At 66.7% G+C, this 22,569-nt stretch carries 15 protein-coding genes; 12 read left to right on the top strand and 3 right to left on the bottom strand.

What is annotated here, in order from left to right; translation table 11 throughout:
* The 6 genes from IE185_RS32025 to IE185_RS32000 all read left to right on the top strand — a co-directional run.
* Positions 1–615, top strand: a 615-nt coding sequence (locus IE185_RS32025) for a DUF3558 family protein (protein ID WP_229843831.1), incomplete at its 5' end; no start/stop codon positions are given.
* Between the two features lie 324 nt (positions 616–939).
* Entirely contained in the window at positions 940–1,584 is a 645-nt protein-coding gene (locus tag IE185_RS32020; protein ID WP_138894676.1) for a Crp/Fnr family transcriptional regulator, read from the top strand.
* Positions 1,585–1,794: 210 nt separating this feature from the next.
* The gene (locus IE185_RS32015) at positions 1,795–2,703 is read left to right on the top strand and encodes a hypothetical protein (protein WP_138894677.1); all 909 of its coding nucleotides are present in this window, start codon (positions 1,795–1,797) and stop codon (positions 2,701–2,703) included.
* Complete coding sequence (locus tag IE185_RS32010) at positions 2,700–4,739, top strand: hypothetical protein (RefSeq protein ID WP_138894678.1); 2,040 nt, start codon at positions 2,700–2,702, stop codon at positions 4,737–4,739. The genes IE185_RS32015 and IE185_RS32010 overlap by 4 nt, the downstream gene beginning before the upstream one ends.
* Positions 4,736–5,644: a hypothetical protein gene (locus tag IE185_RS32005; protein ID WP_229843829.1), complete on the top strand. Its 909-nt coding sequence runs from the start codon at positions 4,736–4,738 to the stop codon at positions 5,642–5,644. Before IE185_RS32010 ends, IE185_RS32005 begins: the two co-directional genes overlap by 4 nt.
* Positions 5,641–6,165 carry a Pycsar system effector family protein gene (locus IE185_RS32000; RefSeq protein WP_229843828.1) on the top strand — a complete coding sequence of 175 codons (525 nt, stop codon included), beginning with the start codon at positions 5,641–5,643 and terminating at the stop codon, positions 6,163–6,165. Before IE185_RS32005 ends, IE185_RS32000 begins: the two co-directional genes overlap by 4 nt.
* Positions 6,166–6,659: 494 nt before the next feature.
* Here the strand turns inward: IE185_RS32000 and IE185_RS31995 are convergent, their stop codons facing one another.
* Positions 6,660–6,998: a hypothetical protein gene (locus IE185_RS31995; protein WP_138894679.1), complete on the bottom strand. Its 339-nt coding sequence runs from the start codon at positions 6,996–6,998 to the stop codon at positions 6,660–6,662.
* Between the two features lie 971 nt (positions 6,999–7,969).
* Here IE185_RS31995 and IE185_RS31990 point away from each other — a divergent pair.
* Positions 7,970–10,111, top strand: a complete 2,142-nt coding sequence (locus IE185_RS31990) for an alpha/beta hydrolase family protein (protein ID WP_138894680.1) — start codon at positions 7,970–7,972, stop codon at positions 10,109–10,111.
* 146 nt (positions 10,112–10,257) lie between these two features.
* On the opposite strand, the gene IE185_RS31985 is transcribed toward IE185_RS31990, so the two are convergent.
* Positions 10,258–10,587: a hypothetical protein gene (locus IE185_RS31985; RefSeq protein WP_170198272.1), complete on the bottom strand. Its 330-nt coding sequence runs from the start codon at positions 10,585–10,587 to the stop codon at positions 10,258–10,260.
* Between the two features lie 864 nt (positions 10,588–11,451).
* On the opposite strand from IE185_RS31985, the gene IE185_RS31980 reads away from it, so the two are divergent.
* The 5 genes from IE185_RS31980 to IE185_RS31960 all read left to right on the top strand — a co-directional run bounded on the left by IE185_RS31980 (position 11,452) and on the right by IE185_RS31960 (position 16,958).
* The gene (locus tag IE185_RS31980) at positions 11,452–11,892 is read left to right on the top strand and encodes a hypothetical protein (RefSeq protein WP_138894682.1); all 441 of its coding nucleotides are present in this window, start codon (positions 11,452–11,454) and stop codon (positions 11,890–11,892) included.
* The gene (locus IE185_RS31975) at positions 11,889–12,506 is read left to right on the top strand and encodes a YdeI/OmpD-associated family protein (protein ID WP_138894683.1); all 618 of its coding nucleotides are present in this window, start codon (positions 11,889–11,891) and stop codon (positions 12,504–12,506) included. The genes IE185_RS31980 and IE185_RS31975 overlap by 4 nt, the downstream gene beginning before the upstream one ends.
* A 515-nt stretch (positions 12,507–13,021) precedes the next feature.
* A complete protein-coding gene (locus IE185_RS31970; protein ID WP_138894684.1) occupies positions 13,022–14,242 on the top strand; it encodes a lipase family protein in 1,221 nt (406 codons plus the stop codon).
* On the top strand, positions 14,239–15,420 hold the full coding sequence (locus IE185_RS31965; protein ID WP_170198273.1) for a caspase family protein: 1,182 nt from the start codon (positions 14,239–14,241) through the stop codon (positions 15,418–15,420). The genes IE185_RS31970 and IE185_RS31965 overlap by 4 nt, the downstream gene beginning before the upstream one ends.
* Complete coding sequence (locus IE185_RS31960) at positions 15,417–16,958, top strand: hypothetical protein (protein WP_138894686.1); 1,542 nt, start codon at positions 15,417–15,419, stop codon at positions 16,956–16,958. Before IE185_RS31965 ends, IE185_RS31960 begins: the two co-directional genes overlap by 4 nt.
* 738 nt (positions 16,959–17,696) lie before the next feature.
* Here the strand turns inward: IE185_RS31960 and IE185_RS31955 are convergent.
* Entirely contained in the window at positions 17,697–22,289 is a 4,593-nt protein-coding gene (locus tag IE185_RS31955) for an ATP-binding protein (RefSeq protein WP_138894687.1), read from the bottom strand.
* Between the last annotated feature and the right edge of the window lie 280 nt (positions 22,290–22,569).

Below are 22,569 nucleotides of genomic sequence, written 5' to 3'. Positions count from 1 at the left end.
CGACCGAGTCAGCGACCTCGAACTCACGCTCACCAAGATCGATACTGCAACGGCTTCTCAGCGGTGTCCCTGGCGGCCCTAGCTTTGGCGGGCTGCTCGGATACCGGACCGGCGACCACCTCAGACAAGTCCGGCGATGGGCTCAAGGCGCCCCCGATCGCAACTGACGCCGTGGACGAAGGCTCGATCTGCAAGGTTTCCCTCACCGCCGACCAGCAGAAGGAGATCGGTGTCTGGGAGGCAACGCCGGAGTCCGGCGAGGGCGAGGTCACCTGCTACTTTTCCATGACGCCAGACACGGACAACCCCACCGGTTACGTCGTATCCGTGTTCCAGGACGAGGAAGGGCTGCTCCAGACCGTCGACGGAACGGACGCTAGTCCGACGAAAGCCGTTCCTGTGGAGGTCAAGGGGCGAATGGCGGCTCAGCAGATCATGTACGGCGACGACTGGCGGGCTTCGCTCACCGTGGACATCGGGTCCGGCCAGTTCCTCTTCGTCGAGAGGTACTCACCCAAGCACGTCGTGGCCGAGAAGGACATGAAGGACCAGGCCCATACGCTTGCCGAACAGGTGCTGGGAAACCTCCAACAATCTGGCAAGGGCGGCATCTGAGGACATCGCCTGGGGGCCTTCTCTGTGCCGCGAACGTGGACCTCAACCTCCTGGCCAGTGCCAGAGCTACGGACCGTGCACCAAGACGACAGACGGTCGGTGTAGGCGTTGGGATCGAACTCCCGAGCCGGCACTGAGCGTTCCTCAGGGGCCCGCTCGCCTCCCGCTCCCCGCCGAGTGGGCGGCAGCCGTTCTCGGACAAGGTCGCCCGATGGGCGGTGGAAGCAGTCCGGCCAGCGTAGAACTCATGAGAGCGGGAGGCCGACGAGGTCGCGTACCGGGGCTGGGCGAGGCCGCCTACAGGGCGGACGGGGGAGGCGACGAGTGCTGTCGGACGAGACATGGTGCGAGCTACGTAAGCAGGGGGCGACCCGCACCTTTCGCGAACGCGACGTGATGCTGAGACAGGGCTCTGCGGGAACGCATCTACTCGCCCTCACCGACGGCCTCGCCAAGGTCGTGTGCCGGGACCCCGGCGGAGTCGTGACGTGGCTGGCCTTCCGGGGACCGGGTGACCTCCTGGGCGAGGTGTCTGTCTTCAACGGCACCTCGCGCACCGCGGAAGTGGTCGCGCTCACCCCCTGCACGGCTGTCGTGCTGGAGGCGGAACGGTTCCGCCTGTTCGTCGAGCAGCGTGGTCTGGTCATGGACTTGATGCGCCAGGCCCTCTCCCGACTGCGCGAGTCCGACGCACACCGCACAGAACTGCTGACCCTGCCGCTGGTCGTCCGGCTGGCGCGGGTACTCCTGCGACTGGCCCAACTCACCGCGCCGGGCACCGAATCTGACGTCGTACGGCTGACCGGCCTGAGTCAGGAGGAGATCGCCCAGGCGACCGGAGTGACCCGCAACGCGGTAATCACCGGATTGCAACGGCTGCGAGAGTCCGGCGCGGTGGAGACGGCCCGCAGAGTGATCGTCATCAAGGACATGCCAGTCCTGCGGGACTGGGCGACGACCGCCCCGTAGGCCACGCTCGCGTGGACCCTCTCGCCGTCCCGGGCTGAATGAGCACACCAGCGCGGCGAGCGGGAACCGTCACCTGAGCACACCACGCTGTGACGTGGGACACCCCCGCAGTGCCCTGCGCTGTGCAGTCGGACGGACGGAACCGACGGAACCTCGACTCAGCCGGCCAGCGGCTCCGTCACCGTCCCACCGTCCACGAGGAGATCACGCATGTCCACGCTCGTTCCCGCCCCGTACGCCGAGAGCCGACCGCTTCCTCCCTACCGTGCCCTGTTCGCCGTCGACGCAAAGGACTTCACCGGTCTTCCCGCCGTGCAGCACGGTCCGGTGAGCCAGTTGATCCCCGAACTCGTCGACCAGGCGCTGGAACGAGCCGGGCTGCACGAGCTGCGCGACTCGAAGCGGTTTCCGGCCAACACCGGGGATGGCGTGGTGTTCGGCTTCGATCCGGCGTTGCTGCCCTTTGTCCTGTGGCCGTTCCTGGGCGTGCTGGACGACATACTTGGCGCGTACAACAGGCAATGCGTGGGCCCTCGCATCCGGCTCCGGGCCAGCGTCCACGTCGGACCGCTGCCGGACGCGGATGGTCCCAGCGACGGCAACGGTACTGCCCGCAACGACACGCATCGACTGCTGGACTCCCGTCCGGTCAAGGCCATCCTGGCTGCGTCGAGTGAGCAGGTCACCCACCTGGCGGCGATCATCTCCCAGCGCGTCTACGAGGACGCCGTGCTCGGCGCGTACACCGGACTGCACCCCGACCGCTGTGTGGAGGTCCCGGCCACCGTGGAGGGGAAGAACTTCTCACAGCGGGCATGGCTGTACGTCCCGTCGCCGTCCGGGAATCTCGTCCAGGCCGGTGTGCGACCGCGCGAGGAATCCGCAGCGCAGGACGACACATCTGCCGATCAGGAACAGAGCCCGGTGAAGCGGTCCGGCACGCACTACAGCGGCAACACACAGCGCGTGGGCGAGGGCGCTGCCGTGATGGGGAACGTCGGACGGGACATCACGTACACCGGTGGTTCCACCTCGTACCGCGGCACCAACCAGCACTGGGGCGGCGGCGACAACGTGACGGGCGACAAGCGGGTCGGCGGAGCCGGAGACAACCGGTGAGCGCCGACGCGGACACCGCTCCTGGCCCGCACGGCCCGGACACCGACGGCCGACCCGATCTGGGGAACTCTTACCGTGACAACCAGCAACGGCTGGACCAGGGCATGGCGGTCATGGGCGGAATCGCGGGCGACGCCACCGTGATCATCGGTGCCCCGCTCGACGAGGCCGTCACGGACCGCATCGTCAAACCCCGCCTGCGGGAGGGCCCGTACCCTGCGGATGACGTCCACACCCGCTTGCGCGGATTCGTCGAACCACCGGCCTACGCGCAGTGCCGAAAGGTGCTGGACAGCCACATCCTGGTGCTGAGGACCGGCAGCGGCACAGGGGCGAGCACCGCCGCGTTCGCGCTGCTGGCAGAACGGTACGGAGCCGACGGCATCACCGGCCTGGACTCACCGGACGACCTCGCGCGCTGGCGCCCCAAAGAGGGGCGCGGCTATCTGCTCCAGGGGCTGTCCCCGGTGGCTGCCGCCTCGCTGGGCGAAGTCGTGCTCAACGCGCTGGCCGCGCTGCTGCGACGATCGGGCGCCCATCTGGTCATCACGGTACGGGCGGAGACGGCGCTTCCCGGCGACACGGTGCCCTGGCAGGTCGTGCACCGCCCGCCACCGCCGGCCGATGTAGCCAGGAAGCGCCTGAACACCATGGTCAAGGCGGGTGAACTCACCCCTGAGCAGAGCACCGACGCGCTGAAACACCTCGCCTCAGCAGACTTCACCGGCTACCTGCACGCCCACCCGCTGCCACAGGACGGTGTCGAAGTGGCAGAGGGACTGCGTGATCTCGTCGTGTCGGGGAAGCCCGCCGCATCCGTACTGGACGATCTGCAGACCGGCAGCCCTGCGGCGGCCCGCAAAGCGCTGGAGGATTCGTGCCACCGAGCCGACAGCCTCTCCCTGATGGCGGCGATCTCGTTGCTGGCCGAACAGGACCGTACGGTCATCGAGGAGTTCAGCGCGATCCTGCGCCCCCGTCTCGACGAACGCGACGACACGGCACCGGTCACGGAGGGTTCGCAGACGCGCCGCGACGTTCTCGGACCGGCCTTCGAGGACCGGCTGGAGGCCGTCGGCGCCCGCCTGCTGCCGCCTCGTTTCGGGGCGCAGCGCTACCCGGTCCAGCCGGTCGTCTTCTCCGGCGGGCACCGGTCGGATGCCCTACTCCGGTGTATGTGGCTGGACTACGAGGGCATGGCGGGCCTGCTGTGGAAAACCTTGGACGAGACTCCCCACCACTCCGGCATCGAACTGGCGGCGGGCCAGGCGATCGGGAAGGTACTGGCGCACGCGACCGGCCCGGACGCGCTGCGCCAGCTCCACCCCTTCGCCGCGTCGGACAAGCGCTGGCGCCGCCGTCTGGTGGCCTACGCGCTCGGGGAGATGGTCCAGTACCCCGCCCTCACCGGCGCGGTACGGGATCAGTTACGGCAATGGAGCCGGGCTGCCCTCGTCCCCCTCCGCTGCACCGTGGCCGAGACCTGCGCAGGCAGCTACGGCCTGGCCCGCCCCGCCGTCGCCCTGAAGCTCCTGGACGCCGTACTCGACGAGCAGGACAAGGACCTGGAGCGCAGATTGCGTACCGCAGTGTCCTTCGCTCTCAGCACCCTGCTCTCCGAGGACGCCAACTACACCCTCGTCCTCGACCGCCTGCGGGAGTGGCAGGTAGCCAATCCGGGCACACAGCGTCACGCCCTGGCGGTTCACATCATCGAATCGATGAGCCTGGCGACCTTCCCTCGGCCCAGCGCGCCGGGCGTACGGCGAGTGCGTCTCGCCGACCTGCTCGCGGATCACCCCGAGCGGGCCTTCGACCTCGTGGTCACAGCTCTGAACGAACCTGCCACCCACGAAGCAACGGCGGCGGGGCTGTCCCTGATCGAGAGCGACCCGGGCCTACGGCACCGGACCGCCTTCCCGAACTTCCTCTCCGCACTCTCCGGCACGGCCCGGAGCCACCGTGGCGTCCTGCGATTCGTCCTGCGCCGCCATCGCGCCCGTACGGCCTCCCCAGCAGAAGGGTTCACCTCATGACCAGTCCCCTCATTACACCTCTGAACTCCTCGCCTGCCTGGCAGCTGTTCCGCCTCCGCCTCGGTTCCCCAGCGGACCGGGCCCTGGTGTTCCTCGCGGACGACGGAGCCGACAAAATGGTGCCGCCCCGCGGGGGCGACTACTGGGGCTACCCGCGGCCGACGGCGCGCGCGGTGCGTCAGGGGGACTTCTTCGACATCGTGTGGGTCTCGCTCGCGGAACGGCGGATTGCGGTCGACATCCCGCGCCGGCCGCCGAAGCCCCCTGCCCGTTACGGGGTCGCCTGGAAGATCAGCAACCCGGTCGTCGCGGCAAGGAACCGGATCAACGAGGAACGGGCCCGGCACCTGGTGGTCGGCCACATCAGCGAGAACGCCACCCTGCCCGGCACCGCCGACCCGCTGCGGAAGCCCCCACCCCACTTCGGTACGACCGAGGTCGAACCGCCCGGCTGGCCACAGGTGATCGACGGCTTCGGCCTCACGTACTGGTTCCTGGACCCGCCGGCCGCGCTCCTACCCACGCCCGGCACCGGTGCGGAACCCACCCTTCCATCAGGCTTCGGCGAAGCCCACCGCGAGGCGTACCGCTTCTACCGGGAGGTTGTCGCGGGCGGTCCCGTCGGCCTGGCAGCCCTCTGGCTCCTGCACCAGCCGGAACAGGCGAAGGACGTGCTCGACTGGACGGTGACCCACCGCAACCTCCTCTCCGACCGGGACGGCTGGGAACGCGCCCTCGCGGCGACGCTTCAGTCACTGACACCGGAGGACCGGGGCTTCGTCGGCGTCAACCTGGCGAGCGTTCTCAGCGACGTGGGGGTCCCGCAGGGCGACGAGATTCTGCGCCGGATCAGCCACACCGACGCGGCGGGGAACGGGAACGGCCCGTACGGGGATCATCGGTGATCCCCCGCCTGACCTTCGCCCGCCACCGGCCGCACGGGGCCGAGCCGGAGGATGTGGTGACACTGTCGCGCGAGCTGATCGCCCAGAACCACATCGAGATAGGCCGGGCGGATGGCAAGGCTGCTGTCCTACTCGCCACTGGTGGATCACTGCTCGGACTCCTCCTGATCCGCCGACCGCCCGGCACCTTTTGGCCCCACCCACTGTGGTGGACGGCTACGGTCACCACGACCGTGGCCTTGCTGCTCCTCCTTGCGGCGCTGTTGCCCCGCCACGGACCGAGAATCAGGGAGAGCTCCCGCATCCTCGCCTATTACGACGACGTGGTCCGGGCGGAGAAGCGTACGGAACTGTCGTCCGGGCTGCTCCTAGGCAGCTCCGACCCGCAGCCCCACCTGTTCCGTGCCCTGACCGGAACCAGTCGCATCGCTCGCACCAAGAACAGATGCGTACACGCCGCCATTCTCATGCTGCTGCCAGCGGTCACGGCCGTGTGCGCAGCGCTGCTCTCTCGCGCCTGAGGCACTACGGAGCGACTCGGCAGCGGCGCCCGCGACGGGAGGAGGAGCCCGCGGACCGTCCGCAGCCACGGGACAGACAGCCCCTTGTCTCCGCGCTGGAGCATTAGCGCGCCGTCCGGCCAGCCACCACCAAGGCCGCTGCGGGACGGCACGGACGCCCTACTTGCGCACTTCGCTGCTCGGAGTCCGGAGGCAGCCATCCCCGGCTCAGCAGCCGCGGATGGGCGGGGAAGGCGGTGAGGGCAGCCAAGGCGAAGATGAGGGACGATCACGGTGTGTGCACACGCGTCATCACGTGCCGGCTCGGTACGACTTTCACCCCGCCGAACAGCTGGCAGAGCTCACCATTCCCCGGCTCGCACGCCGAATCACCGCCGGCATCCAGGCCCGCGCGACCGGCCTGACCGTCTACCTGGAACACGGGCAATCGCCACATGCCAAGCCGTAACCACCTGTCGTGTCGATGACCTCCCCGATTCGGTGTCAGCTCTTCGTCACCCCTTCATGGCAGGTAGCGCGTAGACCAGCACGAGGGTGAGCACCGTCGGTCCGCCGAAACCTACTATTGGCCTCCAGAGCTGGTAGCGGCGACCGGTCCACCACTTGTCCAGGAAGGGGAGGAGGACAGTACTGATGGCCAACAGCAGCGTTCCTTGGCCCGCGAGCGCCACGTCACCGCGCGCCCAACCGAATATCTGAAGGGCCCAGCCGAACAGGAAGGCCCCGATGAGAACCAAGCTGGGCAACATGATGACCGCCAGCCGACGCGCCGCCCTCCGCTCTGCAGCCTCCATCTCGGGCGTAACGACCTTGACGCGTACGTAGCGGGGCATGTCTCTCCAAGGACCGCGTGTGCCATGTAGGTAGAGCCGCAGCAGCGTATCCACTACACCGAACACACGTCCGCCAGATCCGCGACTTCAGGCGGCCATGCCCAGTGAACCGCTCCGGGTCGGTGGAGGCTCTATGCGTTGGCTCCAGCCGCCGGCTGGGGCTGGTGTTGAGCGTAGTGGTTGGTCTCGTGCTCGTGGGGTGGGCGTCTCCGATCGCGCTGCGGATGCGCTGCTTGCTGAACCAGTCGACCCATTCCGCGGTGGCCAGTTCGACCCCGGCCAGGCCGCGCCAGGGCCTGCCTGTCCTGATCAACTCGGTTTTTTAGAGGCAAATTTGGGACTCCATGAGCGCGTTGTGCAGAGCATCCCCGACGCTGCCGATCGAAGCGTCAATGCCTGCCTCGAGGAGACGGTCGGGTAGTTGGGGCGGATCTCCGCGACCATGCGCACCGCACGCTCACGAAGCTCAGGAGGGGGACGGACATGCCATGACTCGATCCTCTCAGGGAATCGAGCCTCCATCAGACTCGGAGCGGTTCGGAGTTGGCCGTCATCAACAGCGCGATCCACTGGCCGATCCCCGACTCCGACTTCGCCGCCGACCAGGCGGTGTTCGAGATAAGTGGGTGCCGAAACCACCTCTGCTGAATCCTCCCGCCGCCCCGACACCGGAGGTTGCTTTGAGTATCTGTACGGATGCGGTTGGTGCTCAACAGCCTGCATGATCACACCGGTTGGACACGAACGGCGAGGAGCGCAGAGTGAAGCAGTCACAGCGGCGTCGCGGTCGGGATCGTGCAGGCAAGGCAGGACACAAGGCGGTGCGGGCAAAGGGCACCCCAGAGCTGAGGAGGCGCAGCCGAAACGTCGGCGAGGCCCGCGTCGGTTACCTCGTCATACATGGGGTCGGTAACCAGCATCGGCGCATCGGCTCCGGGCGTTCCGTCCTGCACCACATGGGCCGGAGCATCGTGGACCCGATCGCCAAGGCACATGGTGCGTCATCGGTGACCTGGACCGAGACTCCCGAATGCAGGGAAGGCTCTACCGAGTGGCCGTTCGGGACTCCCGCCCACGCAACTGTCGGCATCACCGTTCCTGATCAGCAGGCGGGGACGGTGCTCATCGCGGAGGCAGTATGGGCAGACCGTTTCCGCCGGCCCCCGTGGTACCTCCGGTGGCTGCTGACCCTGGGCTACGTCCTGCTAAGCCTGCCCGCTGTGCTTCTGCTGGTCGGTCCGGACCGCCGCGACCGCAGCTTCTGGGCGCCCACCGAGACCTCGTTCAAGCACACCTTCCTGAGTTCCCTCCGTGACGGCCTACGGCCTGGCACCTTCCTCACCAGTCCGGACTTTCGTCACATGGCCCGCATGGGTTGGCGGTTCCTGACTTTGCTCGTACTCCTGGCCGCCTCCATGGCGCTACTTATGGAGCACCCTTGGTGGACCGTCGGCGGTGCAGCCGTCGTGATCGTCCTGCTGTGCACACGGCTGAATGTCGCAGACCATGTGATCATGGCTGCTGCGCGGAACCAGGAACGAGAGAGACTGCTCGACTTCTTGGAAGAGCGGCTGCGTTGGATGCGAGAGCACTGCGACAAGATCGTGATCATCGCTCACTCGCAGGGAGGCTTCCTGGCCCAGCAGCTCATGGCTCGCCACGGAGGGCGTAATCAGTCGAAGGTGATTCGGCTGGTGGGGGTCGGATCGGGCCTCAAGCCCATCTGGTTTCTCCAGCAGATCAGGCGTCCGCTTGCCTGGGCAGTGGCATGGATGCTGCCTATCGCGTCTCTCTGTCTGGTCTGGGGGGCTTCGCCCCTCATCGAGCCGAGCAATTCAGAGATTGCGGCGGGCATGCTGATGCAGTTGGAGGCGACTACACCTTCTCTGGCGTTGCCGCTGGCCGTGCAGTCGCCCGAGTTCGTCACAGCCATGCTGCACGGCGTGGCCGAGTCGATGGATCGCATACAGTCCAGCCTTCTCCTCGCGGGTGACATGACCTGGGAGCGGTGGGCCGCCGTCGTGGTGAGTGCGACGCTGACCATCGTGTGCGGGCTGATCGTCAAGTTCCACATCCACCGCGAGGCGAAGACGCCCTTTGTCCTGCCGCCGTCCAACGGCTCGAAGCAGCTGGAGTGGGAGGAATACAGCAGCCAGCACGACGCGGTAGGCAGGATGCTGTTGCCCGCACTCCCGCAGAACGTGGAGCAAGAGGCCACGCCAGTACTCGGCCACCCGCTGGGCGACCACACCAAGTACTTCGAAAGCGATGGGCTTCTCCCGCGCCACCTAGCAGCCGGGCTGCTTGCTGACGTCGATCCCTCAAGCCGCAGAAGCCTCGGCGCGCGGCGGTGGGCGGAGACGGTCGCCCGATACGAACGGGCCCTGCGGAAGCAACATGACCGACGCCGTTGCTTTCAAGGGGTTCTCATGCTGTGGGTGGCGTCGTCTGTCCTGATCCCCCGCATGGCGCGCGGAGCGACCATCGTCGAGGCGGTCATCGGAAGCTGGCAGCCGCTTGCGGTGGCGACGGTGGTACTCAGCTCCATATTCACCTGGCGAGGCCGGAGGAGCCACCGGGAGCTCGTTGCCATGCTTGACACCGAACTGCGAGGCGAGCCGCAGCCGACGCCGCCAGTCAGTATCGTGCCTCCCGAGCACAGGACCTCTGCGACGCTGGCACTGGCGATTGGTGCCGTATTCGCCTTCTTCGGGGCCCTGGGGTTGAGTCTGTTGTCGAGTCTCCAACCAGCCTGGAACGTCCGTTCGCCTGGCGCAGCCATGCTCGCTGCCATCATCCTCGCCACCCTTGCTGCTGCGACAGGCTCCGGTTATCGGGTTCGGCGGCGCTGGGTTGCCGGTGCCGGACTCCTGACATGCCTCCCAGCGCTGACCTCTAGTGGCCCCCTGGGATCAGGTGCCCCTGCGTGGGCGACGGCTCCCGGCGGGCCTCTCGCTACCGTTGTATTGGTGGCGGTGGCGATCGCGCTGATCGGCTTGACCAGGGCCCGCGTAGTTCCTCTCCCAGAAGTTGTGTCGAGCCCCTCGCCCATGGTTCCCGACCAGCGGGGAGTCGCCAGCAACATCGCGGCCCTTGAGGCGGAGCGCAGATGACGCAGAAGTCGCAGGCCAAGGCGCTGCAGGCGAAAGAGGCTTGATCGGGGGCTCGCCCCTGCGAAGGGGTGGGCCTTCATAACGTGATGCTGCTCGACTTGGCCCGGAGAACTGACTAAGCCCAAGCCGGTGATCCTTGCTCATCGTCAACAGCTCATGCCTGGTGCGACGCCGACGTCACGCAGTACATCCCTGGGGTGGCGGTCCGGTGGGAAAAGTAGCACCCCTTCGAACACCATCGCCTGGGTCAGCAGATCCGCATTGGGGCCGTCGGCCCTCACGATCCGCAACCCTCGCCGCTCGGCGAAGACGTACAGCTCGGCAGCGGCCTGGATCCAGTCGTGTTCCGACGGCGAAATGACGGGAGAACAGCCCCCGTCCTGGGCGTCCACGGGGACGGCGGAAGATCCAGGCTCTTCGCGAGAGTCACTGTCATCCGAAGACCCGGAGTCTGTGGTTCCGATCGCAGTCGTCATGGAAGCCCTCCTTGAGGAGATGAGGTGTGGCTAGGGGTGCCGCGCAGCGCGCGGCTGGCGTCAGCACACATCACGCCCGGGGCAGGGCAGCCGGTTCTCAGGAGAACTGATCACCACTCCTGAGGGGGACCCGGACGGCTCTCGCCATTGGGAGCCATCAGCGAGCTAACGTGCTCCCCAAGCCCCCTTAGTAGTTGTTGGCGTATCGAGCCTGAGGACGTCGTTTTTTGGCGTCATCCATTGCCGCATCCTTGCCCACAGCTGGAACACCGCCTCCTCGGCCGCATCTGGTCCGTGCGCAATTCGGCTGGGCCGAAGCGACCGCATCCAGCGCGGTCAGAACCTGCACGACCGGCGCGCCACACAGGCATCACAGCCCCTTGTGAGGGAGCCAGAGCTCCAACTGTCGGTCAGGACGCCGCTGCCCTCCCTGAACGCCCGGGCGAACGTTTGGAAGCGTGTTGGGAGGCAACCCCGCACGAATCGAATCTCGTGTCCTCTGCCACCGCCCATCAGGGCAGGGTCCGACCTGAGCGCGCCGGTCGGACCCTCGTCGTGCTGTGGCCTCAGTTGCCATGATCCGGTCAGGGCGGCAGCCGTAGGCCCCAGGCTGCTCACAGCCGTCCCGGGCCATTGAAGCGCGGATCGTACTGCGGGATAACCAGTTTCGGGCCGGATGTCCCTCGAACGGAGCAGGGGCACCTGGCCCGCCCTCGGCTTTGCAGCCAGGGTCTTCCAACGGAGGCACTCGCCCCACACTCTCCCAAGGAGGGGAACGATCATGACCGTCCCAATTCCTGAGGTGACAACGCCGAGGCCAACCCCGGCCGAACAGCACATCCCTACTGCGTACGAGGTGATCGCATGACCACCACGGACATCGACCTCGACGCGATCCCTCCGGACACCCTCGTAGTCCAGAACGGTCAGATCACCCCAATCGGGAAACTGATCATCGCAAAGACGGCCAAGGAACTGGCCGCCCTCTGCCAGCAGGCCGACGACCCGCAGGCCGCGCTCGAAGTGCTCCGGGAAATCATCCCCAAGCACATGGCGGAGATCGCCACCCGGCGCACCACCGCCGAGCCCAGCCCGCTGCGCACGGCCCTCACCAGCCTCGTCGGGTCCGAATGCCTAGAGCGCCGCCCCGGCCGCGACCCGTTGGCCGGCGATCGGATCGACGGCCAGCCCGACACCGACCACACATTCGCCGACCGCCTGCCTTGCACCCAGCGGCATAGCCACAACAACGACCACCGAGACGCCCTTGGGCGGACCTGGCAGCGAGCGGAGGTTTCGGCATGACGATTCGGCTCCCTGAGCACCCCCTCACTGCGTCACTCCGCCTGCGCCAAGGTGACGCCCGGCAGGCGAGGGCCATCATGGTGCGCCGCGACGGGGACCGCTTCATCGCCACCTATGACCCCGAGCGGGCGTCCCTCGACACGGTCATCATGCTCGGCCGCGTCCGCCTCTCCTCCGAGGGCATTACTGTCTCCGAGGTGATCCTCGAAGACCACGCCCCGGACCTGACGACCCTGTACCGCGCGGCCTCGAAGCTGCTCCTGGGAGTGCAGATCACCAGTGGACCGCGGATCACCGAACCCGTCGTGAAGACGCTCAGCCAGGACCCCACGCAGACGACGTACTTCATCCCGGAGGGCTGGGACCTCGCCGACGCCCTTGACCGGCTACCCGCCGCGTTTGCCGCTGCGCGGCCGGAGGTGGCCCGCAACCTGAAGCGGATCGAGCAAGCGAAGAAGGACAGCGGGAAGGAGGTCGACGAATTCCTCGACATGGTGGCCGTGCTGATCCTGGAGACCGGCGACCCGGACGGCGTCTACGACCAGGTGCTGCGCCTGATCCGCCAAGTCCACGCTGAGCAGGCCGTAGCCACCGCCCACGCCAGGGCCGCCTGAGCAGGACGGGAAGTAGCCCGGCGGCAGTCCAACTCCCATGTGTCTGCCCCTCGCCTGGTCTCAGTTCTGGTCTCATTCACGTGCATCCGGGACCGTTCAGCAGTCCTTAAATCATGAACTGCGCCGCAGGTCAGAACACTCACGAGCTGCCTCGAACCCTCGGGCGAACATTTGGAAAGCGTGTTGGGGGCAACCTCTCGCGAGTTCGAATTTCGTATCCTCCACCAGTGCCTGACCGGGCGATGTTGAAGGGCCCCACTGCTCGCAGTGGGGCCCTTCAACCTGTGTGGTCTCAGTTTGGGAGTGGCCTTCACCCGCACCGCAGCGCCGTGAAGGTCAGCCGGAGCCTCGCAGGGCAGTCGATGACATTCGCCGTACCGGTTAGCTCAGGAGGAGCTCACGACACTTCCCTCTTGTCGTCCCGGAGCTTGCCAGGCGAAGTATGCGGGGATCCGGCTGTGTTCGGGCAGTAGGTGCCGCACAATGGGGGCTCGCCGCACAGGAAGGGGCTTGGCGTGCCGTTGGTGCATGTGCATGGAATCGGCAACCGGGCGCCGCAGGATCCGGAGCATGTGGCCGTGCGCGACGCGCTGTACCGCCAGCATGTCCTCGCTGCGATGGGCTGTGATCAGGACAAGACGCGGGTCTGGAGCCCGTGGTGGGGCGGCCTGGTGGCGGAGCCTGCGTGGGGCTGGGCTTCCCTGGACGTGGCAGGGATGGAACGGCTCGGTGGCATCGAGGAGGCGAGTACGGCGGAGGCGGCGGTGCTAGACGTGGCCGCGCAGGCCGGTGCGGCCGAGCCGGACCGGGTGCTGGTTACCGCAGCCGCAACGTCGTTGCAGTGGGCCATCGACATCGTCTGCGGCTCCCTGGTCGGCGCCGAGGACGAACTGCGGGAGGGCGCGGCGTTCTGCGGGCGCGCCACCGCGTACTGGGCCGAGCGCTCGGATACCGGCAGGCGCGGTGACGGACCGGCCGTCTTCCCCTGGCTCGCCGAGGTCGGTGACGACACCGAGTTGCTGGAGCGGCTGAGTGCAGAACTGGAGGCGTGGCGTCCCGCTGCTGTGCCGAACACCCGTAGTGCTGCGGTGGGGTGGGAGACGTTCGGTGCCGCGGGTGGTGTGCCCCGAGCCGCCCGATCGGTGCTGCGGCGACTCAACTCCTGCGCAGCCACGGCTGTCACCCGTGGTGGCGCGACGCTACTGCGCGGGCGGCCCACGCGCAGGCTCGCGCTGCTGCTGGGTGATGTGATGGGCTACTTCGCTCAGCGGGACTCGGCCGAGAACAGTTCGATCATCGCCTTGGTGAGCGAAGCACTCGAAGAGGCTGTCGGCCATGCCCAACAGCACGGCGAGCCACTGGTCGTCGTGGCCCACAGCATGGGTGGCAACATCGTTCATGACGTGCTCTCCTACTTCCGTCCTGACCTGCAGGTGGATCTGTTGGTGACCGCGGGGACGCAGGTCGGTCTCTTCGAGGAGCTGAAGCTCTTCCGGGCCAGTGACCGTTTGCTGACTGGTGTCGGCGGCCGAAAGGTGCCGGCCCTGCCCAATGTGAGTCGGTGGATCAACGTGGTGGATCCGGCAGACCCGCTGGCCTTCGCTGCGGCTAGGGTGTTCGCCGGCGCGGAGGACCTGAACTTCGGCACCGGGGCGTGGTGGGCACACGGGGGTTATGTCATCTCACCCCATTTCCACCACCGTGTTGCCCTGCACGCTGCGGAGGGACGGCAGTGACCACCCTGTGGCAGAGCCAGGAGACCGGCCCGGCGATCCATGTCCTGGTCATCGGGGTCGGTCGCTACGACTACTTCAACGGCGGCAGCAAGCACCAGGCCCGTTCCGAGACGTTAGCCAAAGGGCTGGGACAGTTGACCGCACCTCCCACGTCCGCGTATGAGGTGTGCGTGACGCTGTTGAAAGAGCTGCGTGACGTGCCAGGTCGGGCGCTGGGCAGCATCGAAGCCGTCATCTCGGCCGAAGATCCGCAGCTTCCCCCCGGCTTCGCGGACCTGTTCCCCGACGCAGGTGATGAAGTCGGTACCACGGCCGAGCTGGAGGATGTTCAGGAAGCCTTCGAGCGGTGGTACGAACGGTGCGACAGCGACCGGGGCAATGTCGGCCTGTTCTATTTCTGCGGCCACGGTCTCCAGCTGGGCGCATACGGGGATCACGCGCTGCTGCTGCAGGACACCCGCGCGAACCGGTTCGCCGCATTCGAGAACTCCATCGACGTGCACGGGACCGTGCAGAGCATGCAGGGTAATCGTGCGGGCATCCAGTGTTTCTTCATCGATGCATGCAGGGGCTCGCAGGATGTGGATCTCACGTTGCGCTCGCTGCAGTCCACGGCGCTGGGCCCTAAGCTGCAAATTTCGCACGATCCGGAACAGCTCGTGGTGTACTCCACGGGGCCAGGGGCACAGGCGCACGGCCGCACCGGTGAGAGCACCCTGTTTACCCGGTCCTTCCTCAAGGCACTGTTCTCACCCGAGCACCGCCGTGACGGGCAGGGCTGGCAGGTGACGACCACCAGCGTCGGGACGGCCATCGACCAGCTCATGCAGTGGCCCGGACTGCGCCACCGCGGCATGCCCGAACAACAGTGCGTCACGTCCAGCACCAATGTGCGCGGCGGTGTGCTGTTGCAGTTCACCAACCGGCCGCAGGTGTCGTTCCACTTCGACACTGCTCCCACCGACGCATTGGCCAATGCGTCGTGGTCACTCGCCGACCTACGCGGCAATCAGGTCGCATCCCGGATGCCCGGACCCGAACCGTGGATCGACTCGGGCCCAGCAGGCGAGGGCGATCTCCATGTCGCGTTCGCCGACGGGCCCTATAGCACCACGAGTCAGCAGGTGTGGCTGCAGCCGCCGTGCTTCCACCACACCGTGCAGGTGGATGTCTCATGACCAGCCCCCCGGCCACAGCGAACACGACACACGTGCACCCTCCTCATCTGGCGGGCGCCGCCCCCGGAACGGTGATTGGTGTGGTCGAACGTCTCAACAGCAGCGCCGAGATCCAGGACGTCTTCCCGCTAATCGCAGGCACCCCGCATGCCGTCTCCCTGCCCCGTGGCGAACGCAACCTCCTGCGCGGCTGGTCGCCCTACGTCCGTCTGCAACCGACCGTCATCACCGGCGGCAGCACTCCTGCCACCTCCCTCGCTCCTCCGGCGAGACACTCAATGCTGGCCACGCGAGCTCCCGGCTCCAGCAGCGGATGGATCTGCCTGTGGCAACTCGCCGACGGGCAGTGGAGCCCGCGCAGCCTGGCCAGCGACTCCCCCACGCCCTGGGACCGGGACACCAGGCGTCGCGGGCCCTCCGCCCCGCACGTCACACCGGACATCGTCTGGGCCCTGCAGACAGGTGGCGCCAACCGTGCACCAGCCTGCACCATCCTGCCGAGTCGCACCGAGATGACGGTGAAACCTCTCTCGGCGGCGCTGAAAGGGCCGCTGGAAGTACGCCCGGTCGCTGACTCCGGATACACGTTGCTCGAAGCGCTGCGCACTGGGCGTATGCATGCTGCCCTCGCCATTGAGACCGTGTGGCAGCAGGCTCCTCTCGCCTCGAGGGCCAAGCCCTCACTATTCGACGTGGCCGTCGGATACGCGCGCTGCCGACGGGGTGAGGTGGAAGGAGCTCAGCAATGGCTGGAATCGGTAGCCGCTGATCGGACCACGGGCGAAGGAATGTCCGACCTCTTGGCCGTCGGAGTCTGGCTGGCGCACCGGACACAGCGGCGCTTCGATAGCAGCAGCGTCATCGAACAATTGGCAGAAAGCCACACGCTCCCGATGGCCGCAGAAGGGCTGCGCATCCTGGCCGACACGATGAGACTGCTTGCTCAAGACCGCCGCGGGGAGCGGCCGACGTCCTGGCGATGGCTTGAGCACTGCCTCAACTCCAGCGCGCACACCGCGCTGACCACCTACACCGCCCAGAGTCCCGATCAGCCGACCCGTGCTCCAGCACGGCGCCGACCGCCACCGCACGAAGAGTCCCTTCACTTCAAGCTGGCACCTGCCGGCGACGGCGCGCGTATCGACTGGCAACCTGCGTACGCACTCCAGCAGCGGATGGCGGCCGCCCAGGCATTGCGCGGACCGGATGAGCCAGGCACGCACCGCAGTTCGACGGCATTCACGTTGATCATCCGACACCGCGAGCCGGAGTGGCTGTGGCAGTTCGCACGGCAATTGATGACCCGTACAGACATCCGCCCCATCCTCTTCCGCGACACTCACACGCTGGAACTACGGCTCACCGCCCGAGACATCGAGTATGTGGGGCAGGAGTTGAACGCCGTCCGCGACCACGTGGATGAAGGGCGGATGACTCTCAGCATTCCCGGGGCGGAATACGAAATCCACGGCAGTCTCGCGGGCCAACTGGAGGAGCAGCTACCCGGCATGCGTCTCGGGCACGGTGATGATGCATAGGTCGCAACGGTGCCGCCCCGGGGCGGCAGACAACGCGGTCAGGGAGAGCAGCGTGGGCTGCATGGGCTATTGATGTGCGTCCTGTGGTCCCAGGATCCAACTCACGCCGACACATCTGGCACATGCCGTTCGCCAGCCTCCAGAGCTCCTTCCGAACGCTCTCTCTGGCCTCCACCCCTCTGGCCATACCGCACCCACTCACTCGCCGCTTCGGGCCGCACACATGTGCGTGGTGTTCAGACTTGCCGAATCCTGCCAGCGATCAAGCCGCCTAGGCGGAACCTCTCCACGATCGCTTCAGACGCCTCGCACGACATCGGGGGGCTCCGCATAATTTCAGCCGCCACAGCGTGGCCGAAGCGTCCGAATGCCAAATGGAGGATGCACAGACACAGCTTGCTCACGCAAAGTGGCGTGCGACAGCAGGAACGGCACCACTGATCCACGGCGTGGGAGAAATCTGGGAGATGATCTTCCCCCAGAGGCCCACCGAGACCACGCGAGACCATCCCATACCAAGCCTCTGACCAGCGCATATTCCCATCCGGCCCGGTAGTGATGTTGCGTGAACCTCATTCGGGACGAAGAGGTCGTGGGTTCAAATCCCGCCACCCCGACAGTGAAACACCAGGTCAGGGGCCTGATCCGCTTAGCGGGTCGGGCCCCTGAGTGGTTCCAGGGACCATTTTGGGAGCCGAGTTCTTGATCCGGCTCCCAAGCTGCTCCCGGGCATACCTGTCACACGCCAGCGTCCGGCCATTGCCACACGGCCGCTTCGACATCGGTGTCACGTAGGCCCTTGAGCTTCACCTCAGCTGTCGCTTCGACCTCGAAGAAGCGCAACGGATCGGGGATGATCCGGAGCGTCGGGGTCCCCCGGCCCTCTTCGAGGTTCGAGGCGATGACGAGCGAGTAGTTACTTCCCTCCGCCAGTGCACGCGTGAGTTCGGCGCCGGTGAGGGTGACTTCGGCGGGCTCTGGACCACCGTGTGCCTTGATCTCGTAGAAGTGGTCCACCGAATCGACAGCGTCCGCACCCAGCCTCATCAGACCTCGCTGATCGTCCAGTGTCCGTCCCTGCTCGTGAAGAATCCGCGTAAGCAGTTCCAGGACGATCTTCTCCTTGTCCCGGTCCTGGTAGCCGAGCGGTCCAGAACGCTCGTTGGGCGCGGCTCCGCCCCGGCGCGGTTGCGGAAGTGAGGCGGCGTGTCGCGTTCCCGAGGAGGACGCGGAGCGAGGCTGCGACGAGGCGGTAGTGCGGGTGGCCTGCGGGGTCCGCCCCTGTAGTTCGGCCAGAGAGACCAGTTTGCGGCGTTCGGCCAGTGGCGGGGCAGGTAGCGACGCCAGGCCGGGCGGCGTAGGAGCCGACGGAGGCGCCGGGGCCAGCGGAGGCAACGGAACCTTCGTGGGCGGGTTCACTGGGCCGCGCGACCCAGTCGGAGCCGTGGGGCTCAAAGGCTGCGACAGTTCCCGCTCACGCAACTGCGAGTTCAAACGCTCGCGGTCCTCGTGATCTTGCTGGTGGGACGGGACCAGCGGGGCGGCGGGGGCGTCCTGCAGCACATCCATTTCCCAGAGATCGCGCCAGCGATGCCCGACGTGAGCCCGCTCCGCCGAAAAGAGCGAGGCCACGGCCAGCCCTCCACCCCGAGCGGTGCCCAGAGCCTCGGGGCCAGTGAGAAAGAGCGCTTTGGCTTCGCGGTCAACGTGTGCGTCGACCGCGATCTCGATCGCCTCATGCCCCTCGCCCAGGTTCAGCTGGATCCTCAGCCCTGGCAAGACCCGTACCTCAAGCTCCATCAGCCATGCCCAGCCGGTGAACGCCTCCGCAGCAGCCGGTTCATCCCGTACGAGGGTGTCCTGCAGGCTGGTTACCGCCCGTCGGAAGTCATCCGTGAGCCGGTGATCAGGGCGCGCGCCATCAGATGTGATGACGCATGCATCGGACGCCTCCACCCTGTGCACCTTGAGGAGATCCAACAGGCCGATGAATTGCTGCAAATCTCCGCCTGGCTGCCAAACGGGCATGCGCTCACCGACGGTACGCGCGATGACGGGGTGGTCCACCGCGTAGACGGGCCGGTTCTTCGTCCAGCCGTGGGTGGTACGCAGTGGCAGCCAGCGGAGCTTGGAACGCAGGCCGAGAGAGACTGGGCCTTGAGCCGAAGTGACCATGTCGGCCAGAGACCTCAGTGCCTCCAGCATCACGCGTTGCTGCTCGTCCTGAGGATGGGCTCCGAACTGCACAATCTCCTTCAGCACGTCAACGAGGTCCTCGGGCCTCGGCTCTTCGATCCCCAAGGCGTCCCAGAGCGGGTTCAACTCGGGGTCAGGGATGGTGAAGGGCCGAAAGCCGCGGAGAACCGTGGGCCCCCGGAAGCAGTCGTCTGCCCGCTGCCATCCCTGGTCTGCGAGCACAAAGTCCCTGCCGCTGAAGGCATCCCGGACCTTCTTGCGTAGCTCGCTGCGGGACGTGCCGGCCGCCTCATTCTTCAGCCGCCCCGCCAGCGCCTGATAGACGAGATAGACCTCGGCCCTGAGACTGTCGTCCACCGGGCCGGGAGCCGTGGAGCGCTCGCGCAGTTCCCGCAAACGATTGATCAGCTGCGGTACGTCGGGGTCCCCCTTCACTCCCAGAGCGGTCAGGACATCGATTCGGTTTGACACAGCCTGATGGATCGCAGGGTGCAGATAGCCCGGGTCGTCCTGGCCGTAGAGAGCCTGTGCATCGCGTGTGCACAAGTGTGCCCGCCCCGGCGTACGAAGGTTCCCGCTGCTGTCCTCCAGCCAGGCAGTCTCCCGGAGCCGCCACACCCAGAGAGCTGCCGTCTGGCCACGCACAATCCACCGGTAGTGCCCCTCTGCGGCCCGTACCTCCGCTTCTTCAGACGTGATCATGCCTGGCTTGCCGAGCGTCTGGAGCAAGGCTGCAGAACGACGCCTGCGCTCCTGCAGGTTCGGCTCAGCAATGATGTGTTGCACCACAGCATCCAGCTCCGGACTGATGCGGTCGTCCAGCGTGTAATGCGCGTTCAGCCGACGCAGTTCCCCAGTGCGGGCAGCTGGCGATAGGAGGCAGTGGCGTGACAGGCCGATCCGGGCGTCCGTCTCGTACTCCTTCGTCTCCCAGCTTGACTGGACCTCCTTGATCCTGGGTACATCCGCCACCCCGAGAAGGCGCAGGAACGCCGTACGGCTCAACCCGCACTCTGCTTTGGACCCCAAGGTGCGCGCATAGGAGCGGTGCACCCAGTGGATGCCGGGAGTCTTTCCCGCGGCGGCGGGGAAGCGATCTCCTTCAGTGCTCTGCAGCGCGAGGGGCAGGTAGGCGTGTGCGGGCTGAACCTTGCACGGCTTCTCGTTGCCCTCGGAGTCGTACGTGTAGCCGTCAAGGAGTACTGCCTGTCCGATACCGGGACCGAGTCGCTCACGCACTTTCGCCGGTACTTCCCCCAAAGCCATTTGGATGGCCGCGAGTTGCTCAATTTCGCAGCCCGCTTCACCGCCGATTCGTTTGCCTGCACGCCCCATCCGCTCGATACGGCGCAGAACGGCCGCGGTGTCGTCGCGCCGTACGAGATAGTCCTGCTTCCTCAGCCATTCGAGAACGCGGCGGGACCACTGCGACTCCCGCGCGTAGCTTGCATGTAGGTCAACGACGATGCTCAGCGCATCCAGCGGGCCGGCACCGCGCGGTCCAGCGTCCTGGTGCTCGGCGAACGCGAGGCCGACCGCCGTCGGCTGCAGACGCCGCCCGTCAGCGGTGATGACACAGGGTCGGCTCCGCACCAGGTAGCCGAGGTCCGCCTCGATGGCTGCCGCCGTCAGGCGGATGGTCTTGTCGACGTCGTACTCGGTGTCGTCGAGAGAGAGAAACGCGTCATGGACCCGCACCTCTTCGGTGAGTTCTGCGGTGCCTTCACCACGCCAGTCGGTAAGGACTTCGCGCCACTGGTTGGCTTCGTCGCGAGCGCACTTCGGAAAGGTAGCCGGCAACCCGGCCAGTCGCGCGACGTCCTCATCGTCAAGCACCCCTGAGAGCTGCTGCTCCTCAACGGCGAGCGCCGAGAGTGGCTCCCTGGCCCCGTCGGGGCATGGCAGTGAGAGCCGGGATGCCAACCAGGTGCGGGAGCGGTCGACCAGAGCCGCACGAATGCTGTCCTGTAGTCGGGCGGGTGACGAGGGACCCGAGAGTGACGGCAGCGGCACAAGGTGCCAAGCCGAGGGTTCGACTTCGCTGATTACGTCGAGCACGGCACCGGCCCAGAGGTCCGCGACGAGTGGGACGAGGTCCTCGTTCCAACGGCTGGCAGCAAATCCTTCACGGCTGACTACAGGGTCGAACTGGGCGTGCACGCGAGCTGCAGTTCTCAACTCGGCCACCGGTAGCCCAGCGTGCACACACCCCAATTCGGGTCCGTGCACCGGCAGCGCAACGGCAACCGGCATGGAGGCTCCCACCGCCTTGTGCCGACGGGTGGTCGTGCCATGCGGTGCAACATCGGCGTCGTAGACCCGCCACGGTGTCCCACTGGTCGTCCGGGCTTCGCGGACCCGGACATCCGCTTCCTCACCATTGATGCGAAGCCTTCGCCGGTCGATCTCCGTCCAACTCAGCTCAAGCATCACCGGCGGCGTCTCGTCATCGGCCCTCTGCTCGGCCGGACAGTCGCTGCGGGCTTCGACCCGCCTCACGTGCCGGAGGAAGAGCAAGGAACTGTCGTTCCAGGTCTCGAACCACTTGAAGAGCTCCGAGGCGGACAATACGTCGGGGGCGAGAGGGATTCGGAAAACCGTCCACGCGGGCCCCACGAGCTGCTCGGGAATCACCAGCGGCTCGACCGCCTGAATCGACAGGTCTGCGAACCTCACGTGGAAGGGATGACAATGCACCTCCCAGGTGGTCGCCAGGGCTCGCAAGGTCGCCAGTCCGATGCCGAATCGTCCCGTGGCCTCCGCGTCGGAGCTCTTCCCGCTGAGCCACGGCAGGCCGAGCAATAGGATGTCGGCCAGTCGCACGCCCTTGCCATCGTGGGCGATCAACAACTCCTCGGGGCGCCAGATGAATCGGACTTGGGAGGCCCCCATGTCATCGGCGTTCTGCACCATCTCGGACAGGACTTGCAGTCGGTCCGATGACAAAGTCTCGGCCCCCCTCTGCCCTCCCTCGGCCATCAGCCGGAAGACGCCGGGCCCATCCTGAAGGCCCTTTTCGAGAAGCCCCACTGCGCGAGCGGCCTGTTCGGCGGTCTCGACATCGATACCCGGATCCGTACGCGGATCCGACAGCAGTGCCTCCACTGCCGCGACGAGTTCTTCATCCTCGTTCACCCGATTCTCCTCCCCAAGGGCTGTTTCGAGAGCGCCCCCGCGCCCTGCCAAAGCCTCAGGGCAGATGGAGCTCATCCTGGCCACGACCGGCGAAATCACGCCAAAGACCGATACCGCAGAACCCCGAGTCAGCGCTCCGGTGACAAGGCAGGCCACGCGCTGCGGTCCACCGAGGCACGCAGCCAACAGCTCACGTCACAGCCGGTGAACGACCGGAATCACCTAAGAAGCCGTTGCAGTATCGATCTTGGTGAGCGTGAGTTCGAGGTCGCTGACTCGG

The sequence above is a fragment of the Streptomyces chryseus genome, from assembly GCF_014650755.1.
GTDB classification, from domain to species: Bacteria; Actinomycetota; Actinomycetes; order Streptomycetales; family Streptomycetaceae; genus Streptomyces; species Streptomyces chryseus.
This window is presented reverse-complemented; position numbering and strand designations above follow the sequence as displayed.